Here is a 20411-nt window from a genome sequence, read left to right on the forward strand (position 1 = left end):
CGTGTTCCTGATCCGCACCCTGCACAAATGGTTTGGCCTGATCCTGGGCCTGCAGTTCCTGCTCTGGTCGATCAGCGGGGCCATGATGGCCATGCTGGACGCCAAGAAAGTCGCCGCCGAGGATAGCGAACGCGCCCCGCCGTCCCTGGCCCAGCCACTGTCGCCGGTCCGCCTGGCGAGCCTGGCCCAATCTCTGGAGGCCCCCATCCTGCGCGCCCGGCTGCGCCCGCTTGGCGAGCACTATGTCTATGAAATCGAGACGCCGCTGGATCTTCGCCTGTTCGATGCGGCCACCGGCGCGCCGGTGACCATCGACGCCGCCCGCGCCAAGGCCTTGGCCCAAGGCGGCTATGCCGGCGCTGGCGCGGTGGCCTCGGTCGACAAGATCGACAAGGTCAGCGGCGAGGTCCGCGGCGTAAAGCTTCCGGTCTGGCGGGTCGCCTTCGACGATCCCGAGCACACCACCCTGTTCGTCGATCCCGGCACGGGGGCGATCCATCATCGGGTCAATGACACCACCCGGACGTGGAACCTCTTTTGGATGATCCACATCATGGACTACCCCAACGGCGCGGGCTTCAACCACCCCCTGATCGTCACGGTCGCGACCGGATGCGCCTGGCTGGCGTTGAGCGGCTTCATTCTGCTGTTTCGAAGCTTCCGTCGACAGGACTTCGCCTACCTGCTGGATCCCATCGACAAACTCCGGGGCCGCTGATGGCGGTCCCGGACACAGACCTCGGCCTTGCTCCGCCCGGCGAAAGCCTGCACGGGCGGATCAAGGCCGACATCGCCGACAAGATTCTCTCGGGCGTCTGGCCGCCCGGTCACCGCGTACCCGCCGAGCACGAACTGATGCGCCGCTACGGCTGCTCGCGGATGACAGTGAGCAAGGCGCTGTCAAAACTGGCCGATAGCGGCCTGATCATCCGTCGGCGGCGGATGGGCACCTTCGTCTCGCGGCCCAGGATCCATTCGGCGGTTCTCAACATCCCCGATATCCAGGCCGAGGTGCGCGCGCGCGGGCAAACCTACGCTTATCGTCTGCTCAGTCGGCGCGTCCGCCCCGTCACCCGGCGAGAAGCCATAGAACTGGACCTGCCCGAAACCTGCGAGGTGCTGGTGCTGCGCTGTCTCCACAGCGCCAACGAGCGCCCCTTCGCCCTGGAGGAGCGTCTAATCAGCTTGGACGCCGTGCCCGAGGCGCAAGATGTCGAGTTCTCGCTGACGCCGCCGGGCACCTGGCTGCTACGCACCGTGCCCTGGACCGAAGCCGAGCATCGCATCAGCGCTGTGCGCCCGACCAAGGCCGCGGCCCAGGCGCTCGAGACCGATCAGGCCGGCGCTTGCCTGCGGTTGGACCGGCGTACCTGGCGGTCCAGCGCGGGCGTCACTCATGTCAGCCTGCTGTTCCCAGGCGACGCCTTCGATTTGGTCGCTCGCTTCACCCCGACCGCGCCCCTGCCCTGACGCGCTCGCCCTGGCGCGATCGCCCCCTGCGACGAAAAAACCCGAACCAGCACGAGGGGCCAGCACGGTGGCCGCGTATGGCCTTACGCAACCTCCTCTCTAGGACTGGATTCCATGAAAGTTCGCGCTCTCCTCCTCACCGTCATGGCCGTCTCGGCCCTGGCTGCCGGCCAAGCCAGCGCCCACGCCAAGCTGGTGTCGTCGAACCCGGCCGCCACCGCCACCGTCGCCGCGCCCAAGACCATCACCCTGACCTTCAACGAAAAGCTGGCTCCCGCCTTCTCGACCTTCGAGCTGGCCATGGCCGACGGCATGAAGGTGCCGGTCAAGACCACCGTCTCCAAGGACCGTAAGTCGATCACCGGCGCGCCGCAGGGCAAGCTGATGCCGGGCGGCTACAAGATCACCTGGCGCGCGGCGGCGGGCGAAGACGGTCACCGCATGGACGGCGTTGTCCCCTTCACGGTGAAGTAGGCATGGAAACGGCGGTCGTCCTCCTGCGGTGGGCGCAGTACACGGCTGGCTTCGTCCTGATGGGCGGCGCGGCCTTCGCGCTCTACGCGCTCCCTGCTCGGGGCCCCTCCAGCGCCGCGGCGCTGGGCTGGCCCCGGCGCATCCTGTGCGGGTCGGCCGTCGCCCTGCTGCTGACGACCGCGCTGGGCTTGATCGCCCAAACCGCGGTCGTCGCCGGCTCGCTGTCCGACGCGCTGAATCTCGAGACGCTCAGCTCGGTGCTTACCGACATGGCCATGGGTCCGTCCTCGGCCATCCGTGCGGTCGTCGCCCTGCTGGCCGCCTTGCTCCTGCTGGCGCGGCGGCCAGGCGCGGCGGCCTGGTTCGTCACCGCTCTGCTGGGTGCGATCGCCACAGCCAGCTTCGCCTGGATGGGCCACGGGGCGGCCACCGAAGGGTCTGGCGCTCTGCTCCACTTGGTAGCGGATATCCTGCACCTGGCGGCTGCGGCGATCTGGATCGGCGCCATCGCCTTTTTCATCGGCTTGACCGCGCGCCGGAGCGAACCCGATCGCGACCAGCTCGCGGCCTTCCACGCGGCCCTGGCGGGGTTCTCCGGCATCGGCTCGAGCCTGGTCGCCGTCCTCCTGGCTACAGGACTGGTCAACAGCTGGTTCCTGGTCGGCCCCGACGGACTCGGCGGCCTCTTCTCGACCCTCTACGGTCGCCTTCTTATGGTGAAACTGGCAGCATTCGGGGCCATGCTGCTCCTGGCTGCGGCCAACCGCTTCCGGCTCACCCCGGCGCTCAACGCGGCGCTGGAGGCGCCAGAACAGGCGCCGGCGGCGGTGGCCGAACTCAAGCGCAGCCTCGTAATCGAGGCAGGCGCGGCGCTGACTGTTCTGGCGTTGGTGGCCTGGCTGGGGCGCCTTGCGCCCATCGTGTCCCAGTAGCCTCCCGCCCCCCGGCGACGCCGGGCAGTCAGGCCGGGAGGCCGAGGGACGTCGTCACCCCTTAAGACGTCCCTCGGCGCTCCTTTGCGGTTCCATCGCGCTCAGGTCCGCCCCTGCGCTTGACGCGGCAAGAGGCCGCCCCTCGGCGGCCTCTTGCCTGCGCGCCTCCGGGGGAAGCTCCATAAAGATCTAAAGCCCGTTGGCGCGCGCCGTCCTGATTGTCGCGGCGCTCAACCTGGCCCATTTCGGCGTCGAGTTCGCAATGGCCGTGCGGATCGAATTGGCCTCGCTGCTGGCAGACGCCGCCGACAATCTACTGATCTTCATCGGCCTGGGCTGATCGATCGCCAACCGCGCCAGGCTTGGACGTGTGTTGGCGCTGATCATCCTGGCTCCGGCCCCGGCGTTTCTATGGACGCTGTGGCGCAAGCTCGGCGCGCCGCGTGGCGGACCTGCTGTCCGCTAACCGATCTGGGCGCGCCGGCGATCAATCTCTTCTGCGCCGTCCTGCTGGCCAGCCATCGCCACCATGCCGGAAGCCTGACCAAGGCCGCCCTCCTGTCAGCGCGCGAGGTCGTCGTCGCGGCCAGGAGCGAAAAGAAAACGGCCAGCGCGCAGCGCTGAGGTGATGACCCGCCAGCGTCCTTCCTGAGACAATCAGATCAGCGGCTCTCGCCGCGGCTCCGCCGGCGGCTGCGGCCTGAAGGGATCATGAGCGCGCAGCCAGTCGCGCGCCGGGCGCTCGACCAGGTGATAGGCAGCCACCGACACCGCCAGGCAAACCCCAAAGACGCCAAGCCAGCCCACGAACGCCCCGACGCCAGAAAGGCTGGGCGCCACTCGGACCAGGGCGTGGAAATAGGCGATGTCGACCGGCAGGTGGGTCATGTAAACCGCGTAGGACACCTCGCCCAGATAGACCATCGCCGGCGCGGTCATCAGCCCGGTGGCGCCGATCTTGGCGGCCTCGGCCAGGCAGAAGATCACGACCGCCAGGGCCGGCCAGATGTAGAGATCGCTTAGTCGCAGGGTAGCGGCGACCATGATCCAGGCCGTGGCGATAAGCGCGCCAGGCCCCGCCCAGCCGTCCGGCAACGTCGACGAGGATCCCAGGCGATGCAACGCCGCCCCCATCAGGAAGCTAGGGATGATCCGTATTGCACCGATCTGGGCGGTCATGTCGGTGAAGAGGACGCCTTCGCGCTTGGCGCCCAGAAACATCGCGACGAACAACAGCAACGCCAGGCCCACCAGCAGACGCGGTCGCGCGCGCAATCCCAGTGACGCCATCGCCGCCAATGGAAAGCCCAGATAGGCGAACCATTCGGCCGAGATCGACCACGAAGGAAAGTTCCACTGCACGGTCGGTGTCGTGCCCCAGGCGTGGATCAACAGCAGGTGCTGGGGCAAAGACCGCAGGTCAAAGGCTACCGGATCGAAGGTCGCGCCCAGTTTCACGGCCACCATCCAGATGGCCAGGGTGGCGGCCAGAGTGACCAGGTGGACCGGATAGACGCGGGCCAGACGCGCCCACAGGAAGGAGCCGTAGTTGAAGCGCTTGTCGGCCACGGCTCGGGTGTAGACGTGGCTGAGGATGAAGCCAGACAGGATGAAGAAAAGGTCCACGCCAAGATAGCCCTTGGCGATCAGGCCGTAGCGATCCAGGCCCAACGCTAGATGATCGCGGAAATGATAGACCAGCACCCAGATCGCCGCGCAAATCCGCAACGACGTAAGCGGACGGATATCCGTTGGATACATTTATCCCCCCGAAGAATCGTGACGGGGCCGGCGGCGTTGGTCGCCGGCCCCGCGTCTTGTAGCTAGAGCGCCTTCAGGCCGACGACAGTCTTGCCCTGCAGCTGGAAGCGGACCTTGGTCCCGACGGCCATCCCCTTGAGCAGCGCCGGGTCCGAGACCTTGAAGGCCATGGTCATGGCTGGCCACTTCAGCGCCGGGATGGCCTCGTGCGCCAGGGTGACGCTGGCGGCCTTGGCGTCGATGGCGCGGATGACGCCGGTGGCTTCGACCGGTGCGCCCGCGGGCATGGCGTGGTCGCCGTGCCCGGCGTGCTGGTCGCCCATGCCGCTCATGCCGGCCATCTGCGCGGCGGCGGGTTGGACGCTCGCGGCCAGGGCGGCGAAGGCGAGCAACGACATAGTACGTTTCATAAGAGTCTCCTTGAGGGGATCGAAGAGGAAGGGCCTAGAACCAGGCCCGCAGGCCGACGACGAAGCTGGTGTCACTCACGTCGCGTCCGGCCGCGCGCGCCAGATCCGCAGTCTTGCCGACCGAACGCTCGTAGGAGACGCCGATATACGGCGCGAACTCGCGGCGGATCTCGTAGCGCAGGCGAAGCCCCAGCTCGGCCGTCGACAGGCCCGAGCCGGTTTCGGTTTCGGGGATGTTCTGGGCCGCGAAGTTGAGCTCAGCACGCGGCTGCAGCAGCAGCCGCTGGGTCAGGCGCAGATCATAGGCGCCTTCGACCCGGGCCAGCACATCGCCTTTGTTCGACAGGAAGACCGCGCCGCTGGCTTCCACCCAATAGGGTAGCAGGGTCTGGAAGCCGGCTGTCACGTAGGTGCGCGACTTGGGCTCAACATCCTGGCGCAGACCAAACTGCAGGTCGGTATAGGGCGCCATGGCGCGTGAGTAGAGGAGTTGCACCTCGCCTGCGTCGACGCCCTTGCGGTCGCCCTCGCCCTCGGTCTTGACCACGAAGCGATTGATGTCGCCACCGAACCAGGCCTCGCCTTCCCAGCGATAACCATCCGCGCCGGAGCGGACCTGGCGCTCCAAAATGCTGGCCATCACCTGCGAGACCTGGGCGCCGCCATGTTCACCGGCCAGCACCTTGCGCGCCCGGACCATCGCGCCCGGATCGAAGACCTTGTCGGCTAGGTAGTCGGTCGCCGCCGGCGGCGCGGGCGTCTCGCGCTCGGCCACCGGGGGCGCGCCCATCTCCATGCCGTCATGGCCGCTCATCGCGCCCATCGCGGACATGTCGTGGCCAGCCGGCATGGTCATGGCTTGGCCTTGCTTGGCCTCGCCCGGCTTCACGCCGTCCATCTTCATGTCACCCATGGTCGACATGTCGTGCCCAGCCATCGGTGCCGAAGCCGCCGGTGCGGCGGGCTTGGCCGCATCCATCTGCATGTCGCCCATGCCCGACATATCGTGTCCGGCGTGAGGATCGGCCGGCTTGACGACCGGAGCCTTCTTGGCGACCGGCGCTGCTTTCTTGACGGGGGCCTTCTTCTTGACCGGCGCGGCCGAAGCGGCCGGCTTCATGTCGTCCATCTTCATGCCACCCATGGTCGACATGTCGTGGCCGGCTTGCTGGGCCAGCACCGGGCTGGCCCAGAGAACGGGCAGAAGAGCCAGAACCGAAACCTTCATCGCGCGGCCTCCCCTTGGGCGTCGCGCACGCTGAAGACCTGAAACATCCCGGCGTGCATGTGGTAGAGCATGTGGCAGTGAAAGGCCCAATCACCGGTTTCGGCGGTGAAGTCGAAGCTGACCTTGCCGCCTGGCAGGACGATCACCGTGTGCTTGCGCGGCAGGTAACCGCGCGGCCCGAAGGTCAGTTCGAAGAAGTGGCCGTGCAGATGAATGGGGTGAGCCATCATCGTGTCGTTCACCAAGGTGACGCGCACGCGCTCGCCGTTGCGGAAGGTGTAGGGCGGCGGCCCTTCACTGAACTTGCGCCCGTCGAACCCCCACATGAACCGTTCCATGTTGCCGGTCAGGTGGATCTCCATCGAACGACTGGGCGCGCGGGTGTCGGGATTGGGCTCCAGGGCGACAAGGTCCTGATAGACCAGCACCCGGTGACCGACGCTTTCCAGACCCTGGCCCGGCTCACCCGTGCGATCGGCCGGCATCGGCGAGATCGTCTGCACACCGGGGCCAAGCTTGACCCCCGGAGCGTTGAGCGGGTTGCGCATCGACATGTCCATGCCGCCCATACCCGACATGTCGCCCATGGCGTCGGAACCGCGCACGCGCGGCGACGCCATGCCCGGCGCGGACTTGGCCATCGCCATGGCTCCGTGGCCCATGGCCGCGTGATCCATCCCGCTCATGTCCATGCCCGGCATCGCCTTGCCGCCCATGTCCATCCCGCCCATGTCCATGGACCCCATGTCCATGCCCATGTCGCGCATGTTGGCCAACGGACGCGTGCGCAGCGGCGGAACCTCCGCGCTCATGCCCAGGCGCGGCGCAAGGGTGGCTCGGCCCAGGCCCGAGCGGTCGACCGACTCCGAGACGATGGTGAAGGCCTTGTCCTCGCGCGGCTGGACGATGACGTCGTAGGTCTCGGCGTTGCCGATCTGAAACTCGTCGATCTCGACGGGCCGCACCGGCAGGCCGTCGGCGGCCACCACGGTCATGCGCAGGCCCGGGATGCGGACGTTGAAGACCGACTGGGCCGCAGCGTTGATGAACCGCAGCCGCACGCGCTCGCCGGGCGAAAACAGGGCTGTCCAGTTGTCCTTCGGGCCGTGGCCGTTGATCAGGAAGGTGTAGGCCGCACCGGTGACGTCGGAGATGTCGGTGGGATCCATCAGCATCTTGGCCCATTCCCGCCGCTCGGCTAGGGTCTGGTCGCGGCCGGCCAGCAGGCCCGCCACGGTCTGGCGCTGATAGTTGAAGGCCCCGCTCTGCTGCTTCATCTTCTTGAAGATGGTGTGGGGGTGCAGGCGGCTATGATCGGACAGCACCACCACGTGCTCGCGGTCGAAGGCAATCGGATCCTCGCCGGCCGGATCGATGATCATCGGCCCGTAGTGACCCTGCTGCTCCTGCAGCCCCGAGTGGCTATGGTACCAGTAGGTGCCCGACTGCTTGACCGTGAACTCGTAGGTGAAAGTCTCGCCCGGCATGATCCCGGGGAAGCTGACGCCGGGCACGCCGTCCATTTCGAACGGGATCAGCAGGCCATGCCAGTGGATCGAGGTCTCCTCGTCCAGGGTATTGTGCACCGATAGCTTGACCTTCTGGCCTTCCTTCAGGCGGATCAGCGGCCCCGGCACGGTGCCATTGATGGTTACAGCGTGACCTTCGACGCCGTCGACCCGGAACGGCGTGTGGCCGATGGTCAGCTTGATCTCCGAACCCGAGAGTGCGGGGGGCGAGCGACCGGCTTCGGCGGCCTTGGCCCAGTCGGGCAGCAGCCCAGATAGCGCGGCCCCGCCGCCCAGCAGGCACAGGCCCTGAAGCAGGCGACGGCGATCTAGAGCCGCATCGGATCGACGCATGATATCCCTTTGGTCGAAGGTCCGCCGCCGGAGAAGCCCGAAGGAGCCGTGGCGCGGTCTTGACGGGGATTACGCAGCGCGGGGGCTCGGCCCTCACCGGCGCGTCGAAAAAGTCTCAGCCCGGCGAAATCCATTCGGCCAGGCGCTTGCGCGCGCGGTAGGCGCGGGTCTCGATGGTCTTGGCGCTGACCCCCAGAAGGTCTGCGGCTTCCTGCTGAGAGTAGCCTTCGAGATAGGTCAGGATCAGCGGCTCCTTGAGCTGGAGCGGCAAGCGGGAGATCGCCGCCTCCAGCCGTGCCAACTGCTGGGCGCGTTCGGTCTGGGCCTCGGGATCCAGCCCCTCGTCGGCATAGTCGGGCGTGCCGGGCGCATCGATCGAACGCTCGCCCAGAATCAACCGCCGCACCACCAAGCGCCGACCATGGTCGCGGCACTTGTTGAGGGCGATGGCGCGTAACCAGGTCGAAAACGGCCGGGCTGGATCGTACCGGTCCAGCGCCTTCCAGGCGGCAACGAAGCTGTCTTGCACCACGTCGCGCGCGGCTTCCTGGTCGCCGACATGGCGTCGGGCGAAGGCGTGCAGTGTCCCCTTGTGGCGACGCATCAGCTGGCTGAAGGCTGGCTCGTCGCCAGCCGCCGCCCGCCGCGCGAGGACGGCGTCCTCGGCTTCGCCGAGCCCGTCGGTCACGGCGCTTCGTTGGTGAGGGCCTCGGTGATGCGGCGATCGAACTTCTCGGCCTGCTCGGGCGTCAACACTTTGCGCATCGCCAAAACGTGCTGGACGGTTTCCAGTTGCAGGGCGCCCATCGCGCTGTGGAAGCGTTCGACAGCGGCCTGGACCTCGGGGGAGTATTCGTGACGGGCCTGGATGGCGGCCGCCAGCTGGGCGTTAGCGGCCCGTAGTTCAGCTTCGCGAGCCTTGCGGCGCACAGAGAAGTCCTGCTCAAGCACGTCGAGCTGGCGATCCTGATCGGCCGAGAGCTTCAGCTCGTGGTGAACCATTTCGTGCAACGAGACCGGCCGACGGGACGGCAGCAGGCCGCAGGAACCGATCCAGGCTCCGCCGGCGCCGGCCAGGAACGCCAGCACGACGGTGAGGATCAAGCCGCGGGTGATCTTGGGCATCATCGACCACCGCCCAGCAGGGTCGAGGGCGCCAGATGCGCGTCAACCGAGAAGGCCGAGATCTCCGACGGCTCGCGCGCGGCCGCCGCAGCCGTGAGGGTGCCGCCCGCGAGGCCTACGCCCAGGGCGGCGATCACGCAGGCCGCGCGCACCGGCAGCAGCGCGCCGGACATACGCCGAGCGTCGCGAGCGCTGTCGATGCGCGCCCAGACCTGGCCTTCGAGGCCATGCAACGGTGCTGTCGGCGATCGCCTCAGCACCTCCAACATTTGATCGAGCTCATCGCTCATGGGTCGATCCCCTGACCTTGACGTCTCACTATACGCGCGCAGCGCGCGGTCCCCTCACATAGGAAACCTCTGGCGCCGTGCTCTAGCATCTTAGCGTCAAATGCGGCGCGCGGTTGCCTCGTCTATCAGGGGGGGGGGGGGCGGACCTCGGGCGGTGCGAAAGCTGGAAGCCGCAGGAGCCGCCACCATCTTCAGAATCGGGCTTGGGCGGTGTGCGGGGGGCGTCGACGTTGGTCGCCCCCCTTGATCGCGTTAGCCGCGACTACAACAGCCCTTGGCCGACGCGGGCTCGCGGAGCGAGGCGACCGTCGCGACCGTCGCGACCGGCTTGGGTGTGTAACCGGCCGCGGTGATGGCGGCCCCGACGGGTCCGGCCCCAGCCCGGGTGTCCACGGCGACCTGTTTGGCCGACAGATCGATCTGGACTTGGGCCTTAGGGTCGAGTGCGAGCAGCGCCGCGGTTATGGCCTTGACGCAGTGGCCGCAACTCATGTCCTCGACAGCGAAACGAAGCATGAAACTCTCCTTGTGATCGGCTTCGTTGCGGTAGATGGGGCTTCCCACGATGGTAAGGTCAAGGACCGCCGCCTCCAGTTCGATGGCCTTTCGACAACCGCTTGACCTTACCATGATGGGAAGGATCATCAGGATCGGGCACGCTCCCAAGGAAAGCCGACGATGCCCGCTTCGACCTTCGCCTCCATTGATATCCCCGTCCTGGGAATGACCTGCGCCAGCTGCGTACGCCGCGTGGAGAAAGCCATCGCCGCCGTCCCCGGCGTCAGCGCGGCCTCCGTCAACCTGGCCACCGAACGCGCCCAGGTCCACCTCAGCAATGGCGGCCAGAGCCAGGCCGTCGTCGAGGCCATCCGCAGGGCTGGCTACGAGCCGCTGTCCAGAACCATCGACCTCACGATCCAGGGCATGACCTGCGCCAGCTGTGTGGGTCGGGTCGAACGTGCTCTAGCCGGTGTTCCTGGCGTGCTCGACGCCTCGGTCAATCTGGCGACCGAGCGCGCGCGGGTCACGGTGCTCGAAGGCTTGGCCCCGACCGCCCTGAGCGCGGCCGTCGCGGCAGCGGGCTATGGGGCGCAGGTCGCGCCGGCCCTCTCCGCCGAGAGCACCGACCGCCAGCAACAGGCGCGCGATCATGAGATCAAGATTCTCAAGCGCGACGTGACCCTGGCCGTGGCTGGAACGTTGCCGCTGTTCATCGTCGAGATGAGCCGCCATTTCCTGCCCGGCGCCCACGCCTGGCTGATGGCCTACCTGCCCGACGCGATCTGGCGGCCGGTCAGCTTCCTGCTCGCCGCCGCCGTGCTGCTGGGTCCGGGCCTGCGGTTCTATCGCAAGGGCGTGCCGGGCCTGCTGCGCGGTGCGCCAGACATGAACGCCCTGGTCGTGCTGGGAGCCAGCGCCGCGTTCCTGTTCTCGGCGGTGGCCACCTTCGCTCCAACCTGGCTGCCGGCCGGCGCCGACCAAGTCTATTACGAGGCCGCCGCCGTCATCGTCACCCTGGTGCTGGTGGGACGGCTCTTCGAGGCCCAGGCCAAGGGCCGCACCAGCGAAGCGATCAAGCGGCTGATGACCCTTCAGGCCAAGACCGCCAGGGTCGAACGCCAGGGCGTGATCCTGGACGTGGCCATCGGCGAGGTCCAGGTCGGCGACATCGTCCTGGTCCGGCCCGGCGAGCGCCTACCCGTCGACGGACAAGTCATCGACGGCGCCTCGTTCATCGATGAGTCGATGCTGACAGGAGAGCCGATCCCGGTGGAGAAGACCGCCGGGGCGCAGGTCACCGGCGGCACGCTCAACAAGAACGGCGCCTTGCGGTTCCGCGCCGACAAGGTCGGCGCGGCCACCATGCTGGCCCAGATCGTGCGCATGGTCGAAAGCGCCCAGGGCGCCAAGCTGCCGATCCAGGCCCTGGTCGATCGCATCACCGGCTGGTTCGTGCCGGCAGTGATGGCTGCGGCCTTGCTGACCTTCCTCGCCTGGCTGGTCTTCGGCGCCTCCCCGGCCCTGAGCTTCGCCCTGGTCAACGCCGTGGCCGTGCTGATCATCGCCTGTCCCTGCGCCATGGGCCTGGCCACCCCCACCTCGATCATGGTCGGAACCGGCAAGGCTGCCGAGCTGGGCGTGCTGTTTCGGCGCGGCGAGGCCCTACAGGGGCTGGCCGACGTCCAGGTCGTGGCATTCGACAAGACCGGCACTCTGACCCTGGGCCACCCGGCCCTCACCGACCTGCTGCCCGCCTCCGGCTTCCAGGCCGACACGGTTCTGGCGCTCGCCGCTGCTGTCGAGGCCCAGTCCGAGCATCCCATCGCCCTGGCCGTGCTCGACGCGGCCCGCGCCAAGGGCCTGGACATCGATACGGCCGAAGGCTTCGAAGCTGCGGTCGGACACGGCGCCCAGGCCGTGGTCGGCGGCCGGCGGGTCCAGATCGGGGCCGATCGCTTCATGACCAGCCTGGCCATCTCGGTCGAGACCTTCGCGCCAGAGGCCAAGCGCTTGGCCGGCGAGACCAAGACCCCGCTCTATGTCGCCATCGACGGGACGCTGGCCGGCCTGCTGGCGGTGGCCGACCCGATCCGCCCGACCAGTTTGGCGGCGATGCGGGCGCTTCAGGCGCAGGGGCTAAAGGTGGCCATGATCACCGGCGACAACGCCGTCACCGCCCGAGCCGTGGCTGATCGCCTGGGCCTGGACGAAGTGGTCGCCGAGGTGCTGCCCGATGGCAAGGTCGCCACAGTGGAGGCCTTGAAGGCCCGGTTCGGACGACTGGCCTTCGTCGGCGACGGGATCAACGATGCGCCCGCCCTGGCCGCGGCCGACATCGGCTTAGCCATGGGCGGCGGTTCGGACATCGCCATCGAGAGCGCCGATGTCGTGCTGATGCGCGGCGATCCGCGGGCGGTGGCCACGGCCCGGGCTCTGAGCCGTGCGGTGATGACCAACATCCGCCAGAACCTGATCTGGGCGTTCGGCTACAACGCCGTGCTCATCCCCGTTGCGGCCGGCGCGCTCTATCCTCTGCTTGGCCTGCTGCTTTCGCCTATGGTCGCGGCCGGAGCCATGGCGCTGTCGAGCGTGAGCGTCCTGGCCAACGCGTTGCGCCTACGCGGCTTCAAGGACGCCGCCAGCCAGGAAGGAACGCCCGCATGAACATCGGTCAGGCCGCCCGCGCCTCAGGCGTCACCGCCAAGATGATCCGCTACTACGACGAGATCGGTCTGGTAGCGCCAGCCAGCCGGACCGACGCCAACTATCGTGAGTATGAAACGCGCGAGGTCAACGAGCTACGCTTTATCAAACGAGCGCGCACCCTGGGCTTTTCGATGGAGGAGATCACCCTGCTGCTGTCGCTATGGCGCGATCGCGGCCGTCCCAGCCGCGAGGTCAAGGCCATCGCCGAAAAACACGTAGCCGCCCTTGATGCCCGGATCGCCGAGATGCAGGCCATGGCCGACACGCTACGTCATCTGTCGCACTGCTGCGCGGGTGACGAGCGACCGGATTGCCCGATACTGGCTGACCTGACAGGCGGAAGCGAGCCCACACCGGCGCGTCACCAGCGGACCGTTCAAAGCCGCGGGCGCCAGCGCGACTAGGTCTTGTCGAGCAGAGACAGCGTACTCTTCTCCATAGCGTCCAGGTTCTCCAGGACATTGAGATTGGCCTCGTACGACCGCATCGCCTGCTTCATGTCCAGGGACTCGGCCAGGCCATTGACGTTGGGGGTCAGGACGTAACCGGCCGCGTTCGCAGCTGGATGGCCCGGTTCATAGGCCTTGGAAAAGGGCGACGGGTCAGGCCGCACGCGGCTCATCTCCACACCCTGGCCATCGCCGAGATCCTTGACCTCGAAGACCGGGATCTGACGCCGATAGGGTTCAGACCCCGGTGTCGATCCCGTCGAATTGGCGTTGGCTATGTTCTCGGCGATCACCCGCATGCGTCCCTGTTGGGCGCGCAAGGCCGAGGCGGCGATCGCAGCCCCGCCCCCGTCCCCATGACCAATCTTGCTCATCATCACCTCCTGGCGGTGGACTGGCGTCAGGCCTTTGCAGCCGGCGACGACACGGTTGAGGGGGCCCCGCCGATCGACGGCCGCAGCGCTCTGGGCAGGGTCATGGCCAGGACCTCGGCTCAGCCGAATGGTCGATGGCGCTGTAACGAACTTCCAGCCTGGCGACGGCCACGCCCGAGACGTTCTTGAGCAGTACGTCGTAGCGCGCCGGCTGGGCGTCCTTGCCCGGCGGCAGCAGGCCGCTCCAGTGGGTGACGGCCCTGGCGATGATCGCGCCGCCGTCATCGAAGGCGATGACATCCAGATGCGCCGCTAGCGGCGGCGCGGCGGCATGGATGCTGCTGGTGACCTTGCCCAGCACCCAAAGCCCCTTCGGCGTGGACAGGGTGGTTGTCGTCAGAATGGTGACCGGCGGCGCGTCCAGGCGGTCGATATGCAGGGGTTCTTGAGCCGCGGCCAAGACTGGAACGAGTTGGGCCAGGGCAGAGCTGAGCATCAGGATCGCCCCGGCGGCGACCAAGGCGGCATTGGGCGGCAGATCGCCTCTCGAGGCGGATGGGCGCTTCCAAAGCCGAGCCATGATCCAGCCTCCCTCAAGCTTCCCCATGCGCGTCGAACCGCGGGCCACAACCCGGCACAACGCCGAGACCGAGGGCCATCGACTCTGTGTACGCAGCCCAGAGCGTTCCCCCTCGCTCATCCCCCGTGCGCTGAGGGTCAGGTCAAATCGACGGCCCGCTCACGCAGGGCGTTGTGGATGGCGGTCGCGGCGATCGCCGCCTCGCCGACGGCGACGCTGATCTGGTTGAGCCCGCGCACCACGTCGCCGGCCGCATAAAGTCCCGGGCGTGACAGCCTTTGATGCCCGTCGACGATCGCGCAACCGCCCGCGTCCAGGGCCAGGTCCAGCGACGCCAAGAGCCTTGTCTGAGGGTCGACGCCGAGCGCGCCGTAGACCGCGTCGAAAGGATCAAGGTCGCGGCCTTGGGGATCGCTGGCCCAAACCGCGCCGCCGGCGAAGCGCAGGGACCCCTGCCGCGTGGCCTCGACTGCCACGCCAGCTTGGCGCAAGTCGACCGCCATCGCCGCGGAGAGGTCGCCACCGTCGCTAAGCAAGGTGACCGAGGGGCTGTAGCGTCGCAGAAACAGCGCTTCGCGGGCGGCATGATCACCGTCGCCGATCACCGCGACGCGTTTGTTGATTGCCTCAAAGCCGTCGCAGATTGGACAGAACCGTAAGACCCCTTGTTGAAGCGCCGCCTGAGCGTCGAGCAGCTGGGGCCAGCGGTCGCGCACCCCGGTGGCGAGCAGCACAGTGCGCGCGTGGACCAGCCGCCCCTTGAAGATGACCCGCCAGTCGTGCCCATCGGCCTCCAGTCCGAGAACCTCACCGCCCCATTCGGGCTTTCCGTAGGGCAGCATCTGGCGTTGCAGCCGCCGCAGCAGGTCGAGCCCGCCGATCCCCTCGGGAAAACCCGGATAGTTGTGACTGCGCGGGATCATCGTCGCGCGGCTGTCGCCACGCTCGGCGATCAGCACCGAACGCCGAAACCGGAGGAGATAGAGCGCGGCGACCAGGCCGGCGGGGCCAGCGCCGATGATCACGCAGTCGATGGGCTCGGACATCAGGCCTCCATGCGGGTCAGGCGTCAGGATCAGGCGGGACGGCGCGAGCGCGGCGTCCGCGCTGGATATACGCGGCCGCCACCCGACGCCCTCGCGCAGGCCAGGGCACAACGCGGACGCGCGGAATGGGTCTGGCGCCCGTGGGTCCGAAGCGCTTTGCTGGCCAAGTGTCGCCATGTCGATTCCTGGCGGCCAGGAGGGGCCCGAGTGTCGGATGCTTTAATGCGGGAGCTGTTGAGCCGCTGGCGGGACGATCCGCGTGGCGCCTATCGCGGCTGGTTTCTGTGGGAAGACCGGTTGAAGAACTTCAGGTCGATCCGGCGCGGCGTCCAGCAGGTCGCCGCCGAGATCGAGACCAACCGGTTCGGCGTGACCTATCGCGGCTCCTCGCTGGAGACCGTCGTCCACTCGATCGCCGAGCAACGGCAGGTGTTCAAGGGCGCCGATCACGCATTCCTGTGGAAGCCCAAGCTGCGTATCCCTGACATCTATGAGAACCCCGATAACCAGCGGGCCTTTGGCCGCTTGCTGGACGCCTGCGTCTGCTGCGACACTGAAGAGCATGTGCTGGCGGAAATCCACCGCATCGACGCGCTCAAGATCAAGGGCCTGGGACCGGCGGTCGCCAACATCCTATATTTCCTGCACCCGACCATCGCCCCGCCGTTCAACACCGCCATTGTCCGGGGCTACAACGCCCTGACCGGGGCCAATGTGAAGCTAGGCCGCTGGGACCAGTATCTGGCCATGCGCCAGGGCCTGATCGCCTTCAACCAACGCCATCGCGACCTGCTGTCCAATGACCTGGGCGCGGTGGCCGCGTTCTGCTTCGACCTGGGCATGGGCCTCTACGCGCCGCCACCGCGCGCCGACGACGAGGCGGCCCGTCAAGCCTTCGTCGCCGACTTGGCCAAGGTCCGCTCGCAAGCCGCCAAGCCCACGCCGGCCGAATCCGACGACCGGACCCATACCCAGATCCAGGGCTGGCTGCGCGATCTGGGGCTAGCGCTGGGCTATCAGGTCTGGATCGCCCAGAACGACCGTGGCCGCCCCTACGGCCCGGGCCGTCTGGGCGACCACTGCCTGCCCAGGCTGCCGGCCGTCCTCGACGCTCGTCCGGGAGCCGAGGCCGTGCGCCTAATCGACGTCCTGTGGCTGGACACGGCCGGTGCGATCGTCGCGCCGTTCGAAGTCGAGCACACCACCTCGATCTATTCGGGCATCGTGCGGATGCTGGATCTGGCGCTAGGCGGAGAAACCACCGGGTTGCACAGCCTCTTCTTGGTCGCGCCCGACAAACGCGAGGCCGATGTCCGCGCCCAGATCGCCCGCCCCGCCTTCAGCCGCATTGCAGACCTCAGCGTTCGCTATCTTCCCTATAGCGCCCTGGAAAAGCACCGCGACGCCATCGGCCAGTTCGGGGCCGGCGTCGCGGCGCTGGAGAAGGTGTCCCACCGGCTTACCTGACCGACGGGTTCAGGTCTGGAGCCAGGTCCTTGGTCAGCAGCTTTCGCGCCCGGTAGACCCGGGTCTCGACCGTCTTGACCGAGACCCGCAGAACATCGGCGGCTTCCTGTTGGCTCATGCCCTCGAAGGCGGTCAACAAAAGCGCCGCTTTCAGCGGCGCGGGGAGCCGGGCGATGGCCCGGCCCAGGCGCGCAGCCGCCTCCTCCTGCAGCACGCAGGTTTCGGCGCTGTCGGCCGGATCGGGCGTGGCCAAGGCCTCGGCGTCATCCAGTCCGCGCGTCCCGAAGAACAGGCGGCGCACCATCATCCGCCGCCCGCGATCACGGGCCTTGTTGATTGCGATGGTGCGCAACCAGGCGCCGAACGAGCGGTTCGGATCGTAGCGCTTCAACGCGCCCCAGGCGGCGATGAAGGCCTCATGCACCGCCTCATAGGCTTCGTCGGCGTCGTCGGTATAGCGGCGCAGCAACCGGTAGAGCCGATCCTTGTGACGACGGACCAGCGTCGCGAAGGCCTGTTCATCACCGGCCGCCGCCCGCTCGGCGAGCACATTGTCGGACGGTTGGCTGTCCACAATCAGCGCATATTTTCGGTCAGGGAACGCACGACGGCCTGATCGAACCGGGCGGCCTGCTGCGGTGTCAGCACCCGGCGCATCACCACCGTGTGGACGATGGTCTCCTTCTGCAGCGCGCCCATGGCCCCATGCACACGATCGATCGCTCGTTGCACCTCGGGGGTGTAGGCGTGAGTCTCCTGAATGGCCTGGGCGAGCTCGATATTGGCCGTCCGCATTTCAGCTTCCAGGCCCAGCCGGCGGGTCTCGTGATCACGCTCGATGTCGGCGATACGTTTCTTCTGCTCGGCGCTGAGCCGCAGGCCGTGATGGACAAGCTCGTGGAGCGCTGGCCGCCGCGCGCCCTCGGTGATCAGCCGCGCGCCGGTCCATACGCCCAGAACGGCGACGATCAACGACAGGCACAGAGTGAGCGCCGTGCTGCGGACCATGCCCACTAGCGCCCCTCCAACAGGCTGGACGGCGCCAAGCGCGCGGCACTGGCGAACAAGCCGTAGTCGCGCTGGGGATTGACCGTGGACGCGGCCAAGGCGCTGCCTGCGGTCAGGCCCATGGCCAAGGCCAGCACCACCGAAGCGATCTGCACGGGCGCCATGGCCGCCTGGACCAGAGCCTCACGGCGCTGCGCCGCTATGCCCCGGCTGATCTCGGCTTCCAGGCCGTCGAGGGATCTGTCAGCTGACCGGGCCGCAAGGCGCCTCATCAGCTCATCCAAAGGCTCGGTCATGTGCGGGGTCCTTCAAGCTCACCCAAATCGGATACGCATCGGCGCGGCCTTTCCCCTGCAACGCTTGCGCGATGGGCGGAATCAGTCAGCGCCTGAGGGAGCCGATCGCGGCTAGCGAGGCCTGGGCTGGGCCGGCGGCTGAGACGCCGCCGCCGTTCCAGGGGGCGGCGCCAGACGTCCGACGACCTTGAAGATGATGCTGCCGGCGATGGGTTGGACCTCGCCGGGAATCTTGGCGGTGAACCTCAGCGCCCAGGTCCCGTCGGTCGGCAGATCAGCCCGAAAACTGTAGATTCCGTAGTCGAGACTGGGCGCAAAGAAGGCGGGCAAGGCCCCGCCGATCTGGCCTTCGGGCGAAAGATCGACTTGCAGGTTGCTAAACTGGACCTGCGGCACGAGGCGATTGTCCAACCGCCAGACCCGCACCTGCAACGGCACGGCAACGCCGCGGACCACCACCGAGGCGATCGGCTCGAAGCGATAATCTGTCGGCGCGGCCTGGCCCGCCGCCGGCCACAGCGCCAGGACAGCCAGGGCAGCTAGGCATGCGATCCGCCAGATCAGCCGTCTTTGCGGTCTCATCGTCGAAGTCCCGCCTCGCGGCGTATCGCCCATCGACCGCCTGAAGGGATTACGCAGGCCCCGCGCCCGCCCCTCACAGCCGCGCACGGCCGATCATCCAATCGCGACCCTGCTCATCACGTCGCATGGCCCATTTGAGGGCTGCCCCCACCCCGGCGCGTATATCGGCCAAGGATCGAGCGGGGTCAGATGCGTCAGAACAAGTCAAAGACAGCTCGCGGGATCGCTGATACGGCTTTTCCCGCCTCTCTGCCGGCGCTGACTTCAGTGCGCTTCCTGCTGGCTCTTGGCGTGGTGCTCTTCCACTATCAGCTACAGTGGTCTTGGAACGCATCGGCCTGGACTGGCCTGTTCAACCGGACGCAGTATGGCGTCGACATCTTCTTCATCCTGTCGGGCTTCGTCCTGACCCACGCCTATCGCCAGCCCCTGGCCGAAGGGACGCTGGACTACCGACGCTTCCTGGTCGCCCGCATCGCGCGGATCTATCCGACCCATCTGCTGGTGCTGGCGTTCGTGCTGGTGATGGTGGGACTGGCGGTGCTGGTCGGCGCCGATTTCGACCAGAGGCTCTACAATCCCCTGGGCCTGCTCATCACGGTTTTGCTGGTTCATGCCTGGCTACCCGAGACCGTGCCCGCCGAGTGGAACGGTCCGTCCTGGTCGCTGTCGGCCGAATGGTTCGCCTATCTGGCCTTTCCTGCTTTCGCCTGGATCGGCGTGGCGCTCGCACGGCGCCCTTGGTGGCTACTGGGCCTGTCGGGCCTGATCTTTCTGGCTGCGGAGTTGAGCTACCAAGCGATGTTTGGCCAGACCGTGGTCCACGCCCAGGCCAACCTCGGCGTCCTGCGCATCGCGCCAGAATTTCTCTACGGCATCGGGCTCTATCGGCTGGGCCAAACCCTGCGCCCGACGCGGATCCAGGCCATCGTGGCGGCATGGCTGTCGGCGACGGCGCTGCTGCTGATGATGCACTTTGGGGCCGATGATCGCCTGGTGGTCGCGGCCGCCGGTCCGCTGATCCTGGCCCTGGCCCTGCTGTCGACGGCGCGCGCCGATCGCCCCGTGTCGCGGCCCTGGATGTTGGCCGCCGGAGAAGCCTCCTATGCGCTCTATCTTCTACACATGCCTCTGTTGATTGGCTGGAAGGGTGTCGTTTCGATCCTGACGGCCCGCCCGAGCACCTATCTGCTGAGCGCCTGGGAGGTGGCCTGCCTGCTGATCCTCAGCACCGCCGCCGCGCTCGCCATCCATCACTACTTCGAAGCGCCCGTGCGCGGCCGATTGCGCAGAGAGGCCGATCGGCTTTGGCCCGCCACGAGCGCTCACGCCGCCAAGGTCGCCTCCCCCGACCCTCAGTAAAAGAGTCCAGATATGCCCAAGTTCGCTTTCCAGCCCGACCGTCGGGCGCTGCTCGCCACAAGTGCCGCCTTGCTTCTCGCCGGCTGCGCCCAGGCCGCGCCGCCAGGACAGTTCGTTCTCTACAAGACCCCGACCTGCGGCTGCTGCACGGCCTGGATGAAGCAGATGGAGCAAGCCGGCTTCAAGGCCACGGTGATGGAGATGGACGATCTCCATCCGGTCCAGACACGCTACGGGATAACGCCCCAGCTAGCCTCGTGCCACACCGGCGTCATCGACGGCTTCGTGTTTGAGGGCCATGTGCCGCCGGCCGACATCGCGCGCTTCCTCAAGGAAAGGCCCAAGGGTCTGGGCCTGACGGTTCCGGGCATGCCGATCGGCTCGCCGGGCATGGAAATGCCCGGCGGCCAGCGCGATCCGTTCGACACCCTGCTGGTGCTGGATCGCGCCGGCAAGACGGCGGTCTTCGCTCGGCACCGGGCCTAGCT

26 protein-coding genes are annotated in these 20411 nt (G+C 67.5%); 11 read left to right on the forward strand and 15 right to left on the reverse strand.

Annotated features, from left to right (window positions below; all coding sequences use genetic code 11):
- The first annotated feature begins 1 nt into the window (after position 1).
- From E1H18_RS20010 to E1H18_RS26525, 6 genes are all read left to right on the forward strand, one after another.
- Positions 2 to 718: a PepSY domain-containing protein gene (locus E1H18_RS20010; protein ID WP_172271740.1), complete on the forward strand. Its 717-nt coding sequence runs from the start codon at positions 2 to 4 to the stop codon at positions 716 to 718.
- Entirely contained in the window at positions 718 to 1470 is a 753-nt protein-coding gene (gene hutC / locus E1H18_RS20015) for a histidine utilization repressor (RefSeq protein ID WP_172271741.1), read from the forward strand. Before E1H18_RS20010 ends, hutC begins: the two co-directional genes overlap by 1 nt.
- A gap of 114 nt (positions 1471 to 1584) precedes the next feature.
- On the forward strand, positions 1585 to 1944 hold the full coding sequence (copC, locus tag E1H18_RS20020) for a copper homeostasis periplasmic binding protein CopC (protein ID WP_172271742.1): 360 nt from the start codon (positions 1585 to 1587) through the stop codon (positions 1942 to 1944).
- A gap of 2 nt (positions 1945 to 1946) precedes the next feature.
- A complete protein-coding gene (gene copD, locus E1H18_RS20025) occupies positions 1947 to 2876 on the forward strand; it encodes a copper homeostasis membrane protein CopD (protein WP_172271743.1) in 930 nt (309 codons plus the stop codon).
- 199 nt (positions 2877 to 3075) lie between these two features.
- Complete coding sequence (locus E1H18_RS26520; protein ID WP_206679100.1) at positions 3076 to 3216, forward strand: hypothetical protein; 141 nt, start codon at positions 3076 to 3078, stop codon at positions 3214 to 3216.
- Between the two features lie 71 nt (positions 3217 to 3287).
- Positions 3288 to 3500 (forward strand): hypothetical protein, encoded by a 213-nt coding sequence (locus tag E1H18_RS26525; RefSeq protein WP_206679101.1) that lies wholly within the window; start codon positions 3288 to 3290, stop codon positions 3498 to 3500.
- 33 nt (positions 3501 to 3533) lie between these two features.
- Here the strand turns inward: E1H18_RS26525 and E1H18_RS20035 are convergent, their stop codons facing one another.
- From E1H18_RS20035 to E1H18_RS20070, 8 genes are all read right to left on the reverse strand, one after another.
- On the reverse strand, positions 3534 to 4637 hold the full coding sequence (locus tag E1H18_RS20035; RefSeq protein WP_206679102.1) for an acyltransferase: 1104 nt from the start codon (positions 4635 to 4637) through the stop codon (positions 3534 to 3536).
- Positions 4638 to 4699: 62 nt separating this feature from the next.
- A complete protein-coding gene (locus tag E1H18_RS20040; protein WP_241736107.1) occupies positions 4700 to 5047 on the reverse strand; it encodes a copper-binding protein in 348 nt (115 codons plus the stop codon).
- A 34-nt stretch (positions 5048 to 5081) separates the two neighbouring features.
- A complete protein-coding gene (locus tag E1H18_RS20045; protein ID WP_172271745.1) occupies positions 5082 to 6275 on the reverse strand; it encodes a copper resistance protein B in 1194 nt (397 codons plus the stop codon).
- On the reverse strand, positions 6272 to 8137 hold the full coding sequence (locus E1H18_RS20050; RefSeq protein ID WP_172271746.1) for a copper resistance system multicopper oxidase: 1866 nt from the start codon (positions 8135 to 8137) through the stop codon (positions 6272 to 6274). Before E1H18_RS20050 ends, E1H18_RS20045 begins: the two co-directional genes overlap by 4 nt.
- Before the next feature lie 115 nt (positions 8138 to 8252).
- Positions 8253 to 8825: an RNA polymerase sigma factor gene (locus E1H18_RS20055; RefSeq protein ID WP_370526556.1), complete on the reverse strand. Its 573-nt coding sequence runs from the start codon at positions 8823 to 8825 to the stop codon at positions 8253 to 8255.
- Positions 8822 to 9265, reverse strand: coding sequence for a Spy/CpxP family protein refolding chaperone (locus tag E1H18_RS20060; protein ID WP_370526557.1), 444 nt, complete (start codon positions 9263 to 9265; stop codon positions 8822 to 8824). The genes E1H18_RS20055 and E1H18_RS20060 overlap by 4 nt, the downstream gene beginning before the upstream one ends.
- Entirely contained in the window at positions 9262 to 9552 is a 291-nt protein-coding gene (locus tag E1H18_RS20065; protein WP_172271747.1) for a hypothetical protein, read from the reverse strand. The genes E1H18_RS20060 and E1H18_RS20065 overlap by 4 nt, the downstream gene beginning before the upstream one ends.
- 252 nt (positions 9553 to 9804) lie before the next feature.
- Entirely contained in the window at positions 9805 to 10197 is a 393-nt protein-coding gene (locus tag E1H18_RS20070) for a heavy-metal-associated domain-containing protein (RefSeq protein WP_206679103.1), read from the reverse strand.
- Positions 10198 to 10230: 33 nt separating this feature from the next.
- On the opposite strand from E1H18_RS20070, the gene E1H18_RS20075 reads away from it, so the two are divergent.
- Positions 10231 to 12717 (forward strand): heavy metal translocating P-type ATPase, encoded by a 2487-nt coding sequence (locus tag E1H18_RS20075; RefSeq protein ID WP_172271749.1) that lies wholly within the window; start codon positions 10231 to 10233, stop codon positions 12715 to 12717.
- Entirely contained in the window at positions 12714 to 13163 is a 450-nt protein-coding gene (cueR, locus tag E1H18_RS20080) for a Cu(I)-responsive transcriptional regulator (RefSeq protein ID WP_172271751.1), read from the forward strand. The genes E1H18_RS20075 and cueR overlap by 4 nt, the downstream gene beginning before the upstream one ends.
- Here cueR and flgC read toward each other — a convergent pair.
- The 3 genes from flgC to E1H18_RS20095 form a co-directional block, all read right to left on the reverse strand.
- On the reverse strand, positions 13160 to 13582 hold the full coding sequence (gene flgC, locus E1H18_RS20085) for a flagellar basal body rod protein FlgC (protein WP_172271753.1): 423 nt from the start codon (positions 13580 to 13582) through the stop codon (positions 13160 to 13162). The genes cueR and flgC overlap by 4 nt on opposite strands.
- Positions 13583 to 13682: 100 nt before the next feature.
- Positions 13683 to 14162, reverse strand: coding sequence for a hypothetical protein (locus tag E1H18_RS20090; RefSeq protein WP_172271755.1), 480 nt, complete (start codon positions 14160 to 14162; stop codon positions 13683 to 13685).
- A gap of 137 nt (positions 14163 to 14299) precedes the next feature.
- The gene (locus tag E1H18_RS20095; protein WP_172271757.1) at positions 14300 to 15208 is read right to left on the reverse strand and encodes an NAD(P)/FAD-dependent oxidoreductase; all 909 of its coding nucleotides are present in this window, start codon (positions 15206 to 15208) and stop codon (positions 14300 to 14302) included.
- A 222-nt stretch (positions 15209 to 15430) separates the two neighbouring features.
- Between E1H18_RS20095 and E1H18_RS20100 the strand changes: the two genes are divergently transcribed.
- Positions 15431 to 16675: a type II restriction endonuclease gene (locus E1H18_RS20100; protein WP_194248098.1), complete on the forward strand. Its 1245-nt coding sequence runs from the start codon at positions 15431 to 15433 to the stop codon at positions 16673 to 16675.
- On the opposite strand, the gene E1H18_RS20105 is transcribed toward E1H18_RS20100, so the two are convergent.
- The 4 genes from E1H18_RS20105 to E1H18_RS20120 form a co-directional block, all read right to left on the reverse strand.
- The gene (locus tag E1H18_RS20105; protein WP_370526558.1) at positions 16668 to 17249 is read right to left on the reverse strand and encodes an RNA polymerase sigma factor; all 582 of its coding nucleotides are present in this window, start codon (positions 17247 to 17249) and stop codon (positions 16668 to 16670) included. The genes E1H18_RS20100 and E1H18_RS20105 overlap by 8 nt on opposite strands.
- A 2-nt stretch (positions 17250 to 17251) precedes the next feature.
- Positions 17252 to 17683, reverse strand: a complete 432-nt coding sequence (locus E1H18_RS20110) for a Spy/CpxP family protein refolding chaperone (protein ID WP_194248099.1) — start codon at positions 17681 to 17683, stop codon at positions 17252 to 17254.
- Positions 17684 to 17688: 5 nt separating this feature from the next.
- Entirely contained in the window at positions 17689 to 17955 is a 267-nt protein-coding gene (locus tag E1H18_RS20115) for a hypothetical protein (RefSeq protein ID WP_241736108.1), read from the reverse strand.
- 135 nt (positions 17956 to 18090) lie between these two features.
- On the reverse strand, positions 18091 to 18561 hold the full coding sequence (locus tag E1H18_RS20120; RefSeq protein ID WP_172271765.1) for a hypothetical protein: 471 nt from the start codon (positions 18559 to 18561) through the stop codon (positions 18091 to 18093).
- Between the two features lie 267 nt (positions 18562 to 18828).
- Here E1H18_RS20120 and E1H18_RS20125 point away from each other — a divergent pair, with 267 nt between their 5' ends.
- Together E1H18_RS20125 and E1H18_RS20130 are read left to right on the forward strand one after the other, a co-directional pair.
- Complete coding sequence (locus E1H18_RS20125) at positions 18829 to 19923, forward strand: acyltransferase family protein (protein ID WP_370526559.1); 1095 nt, start codon at positions 18829 to 18831, stop codon at positions 19921 to 19923.
- 12 nt (positions 19924 to 19935) lie between these two features.
- Positions 19936 to 20409: a DUF411 domain-containing protein gene (locus E1H18_RS20130; protein ID WP_172271769.1), complete on the forward strand. Its 474-nt coding sequence runs from the start codon at positions 19936 to 19938 to the stop codon at positions 20407 to 20409.
- Positions 20410 to 20411 lie beyond the last annotated feature (2 nt).

Source organism: Caulobacter sp. RHG1 (assembly GCF_013181195.1).
Classification (GTDB): domain Bacteria; phylum Pseudomonadota; class Alphaproteobacteria; order Caulobacterales; family Caulobacteraceae; genus Caulobacter.

Bases quoted from the DNA above. Each gene is read 5' to 3' on its own strand.
- hutC (WP_172271741.1), top strand. From the start codon at position 718: ATGGCGGTCCCGGACACAGACCTCGGCCTTGCTCCGCCCGGCGAAAGC.
- copC (WP_172271742.1), top strand. From the start codon at position 1,585: ATGAAAGTTCGCGCTCTCCTCCTCACCGTCATGGCCGTCTCGGCCCTG.
- copD (WP_172271743.1), top strand. From the start codon at position 1,947: ATGGAAACGGCGGTCGTCCTCCTGCGGTGGGCGCAGTACACGGCTGGC.
- E1H18_RS26525 (WP_206679101.1), top strand. From the start codon at position 3,288: ATGGACGCTGTGGCGCAAGCTCGGCGCGCCGCGTGGCGGACCTGCTGT.
- E1H18_RS20035 (WP_206679102.1), bottom strand. From the start codon at position 4,637: ATGTATCCAACGGATATCCGTCCGCTTACGTCGTTGCGGATTTGCGCG.
- E1H18_RS20040 (WP_241736107.1), bottom strand. From the start codon at position 5,047: ATGAAACGTACTATGTCGTTGCTCGCCTTCGCCGCCCTGGCCGCGAGC.
- E1H18_RS20045 (WP_172271745.1), bottom strand. From the start codon at position 6,275: ATGAAGGTTTCGGTTCTGGCTCTTCTGCCCGTTCTCTGGGCCAGCCCG.
- E1H18_RS20050 (WP_172271746.1), bottom strand. From the start codon at position 8,137: ATGCGTCGATCCGATGCGGCTCTAGATCGCCGTCGCCTGCTTCAGGGC.
- E1H18_RS20060 (WP_370526557.1), bottom strand. From the start codon at position 9,265: ATGATGCCCAAGATCACCCGCGGCTTGATCCTCACCGTCGTGCTGGCG.
- E1H18_RS20065 (WP_172271747.1), bottom strand. From the start codon at position 9,552: ATGAGCGATGAGCTCGATCAAATGTTGGAGGTGCTGAGGCGATCGCCG.
- E1H18_RS20070 (WP_206679103.1), bottom strand. From the start codon at position 10,197: ATGATCCTTCCCATCATGGTAAGGTCAAGCGGTTGTCGAAAGGCCATC.
- E1H18_RS20075 (WP_172271749.1), top strand. From the start codon at position 10,231: ATGCCCGCTTCGACCTTCGCCTCCATTGATATCCCCGTCCTGGGAATG.
- cueR (WP_172271751.1), top strand. From the start codon at position 12,714: ATGAACATCGGTCAGGCCGCCCGCGCCTCAGGCGTCACCGCCAAGATG.
- flgC (WP_172271753.1), bottom strand. From the start codon at position 13,582: ATGAGCAAGATTGGTCATGGGGACGGGGGCGGGGCTGCGATCGCCGCC.
- E1H18_RS20090 (WP_172271755.1), bottom strand. From the start codon at position 14,162: ATGGCTCGGCTTTGGAAGCGCCCATCCGCCTCGAGAGGCGATCTGCCG.
- E1H18_RS20095 (WP_172271757.1), bottom strand. From the start codon at position 15,208: ATGTCCGAGCCCATCGACTGCGTGATCATCGGCGCTGGCCCCGCCGGC.
- E1H18_RS20100 (WP_194248098.1), top strand. From the start codon at position 15,431: ATGCGGGAGCTGTTGAGCCGCTGGCGGGACGATCCGCGTGGCGCCTAT.
- E1H18_RS20110 (WP_194248099.1), bottom strand. From the start codon at position 17,683: ATGGTCCGCAGCACGGCGCTCACTCTGTGCCTGTCGTTGATCGTCGCC.
- E1H18_RS20115 (WP_241736108.1), bottom strand. From the start codon at position 17,955: ATGAGGCGCCTTGCGGCCCGGTCAGCTGACAGATCCCTCGACGGCCTG.
- E1H18_RS20120 (WP_172271765.1), bottom strand. From the start codon at position 18,561: ATGAGACCGCAAAGACGGCTGATCTGGCGGATCGCATGCCTAGCTGCC.
- E1H18_RS20130 (WP_172271769.1), top strand. From the start codon at position 19,936: ATGCCCAAGTTCGCTTTCCAGCCCGACCGTCGGGCGCTGCTCGCCACA.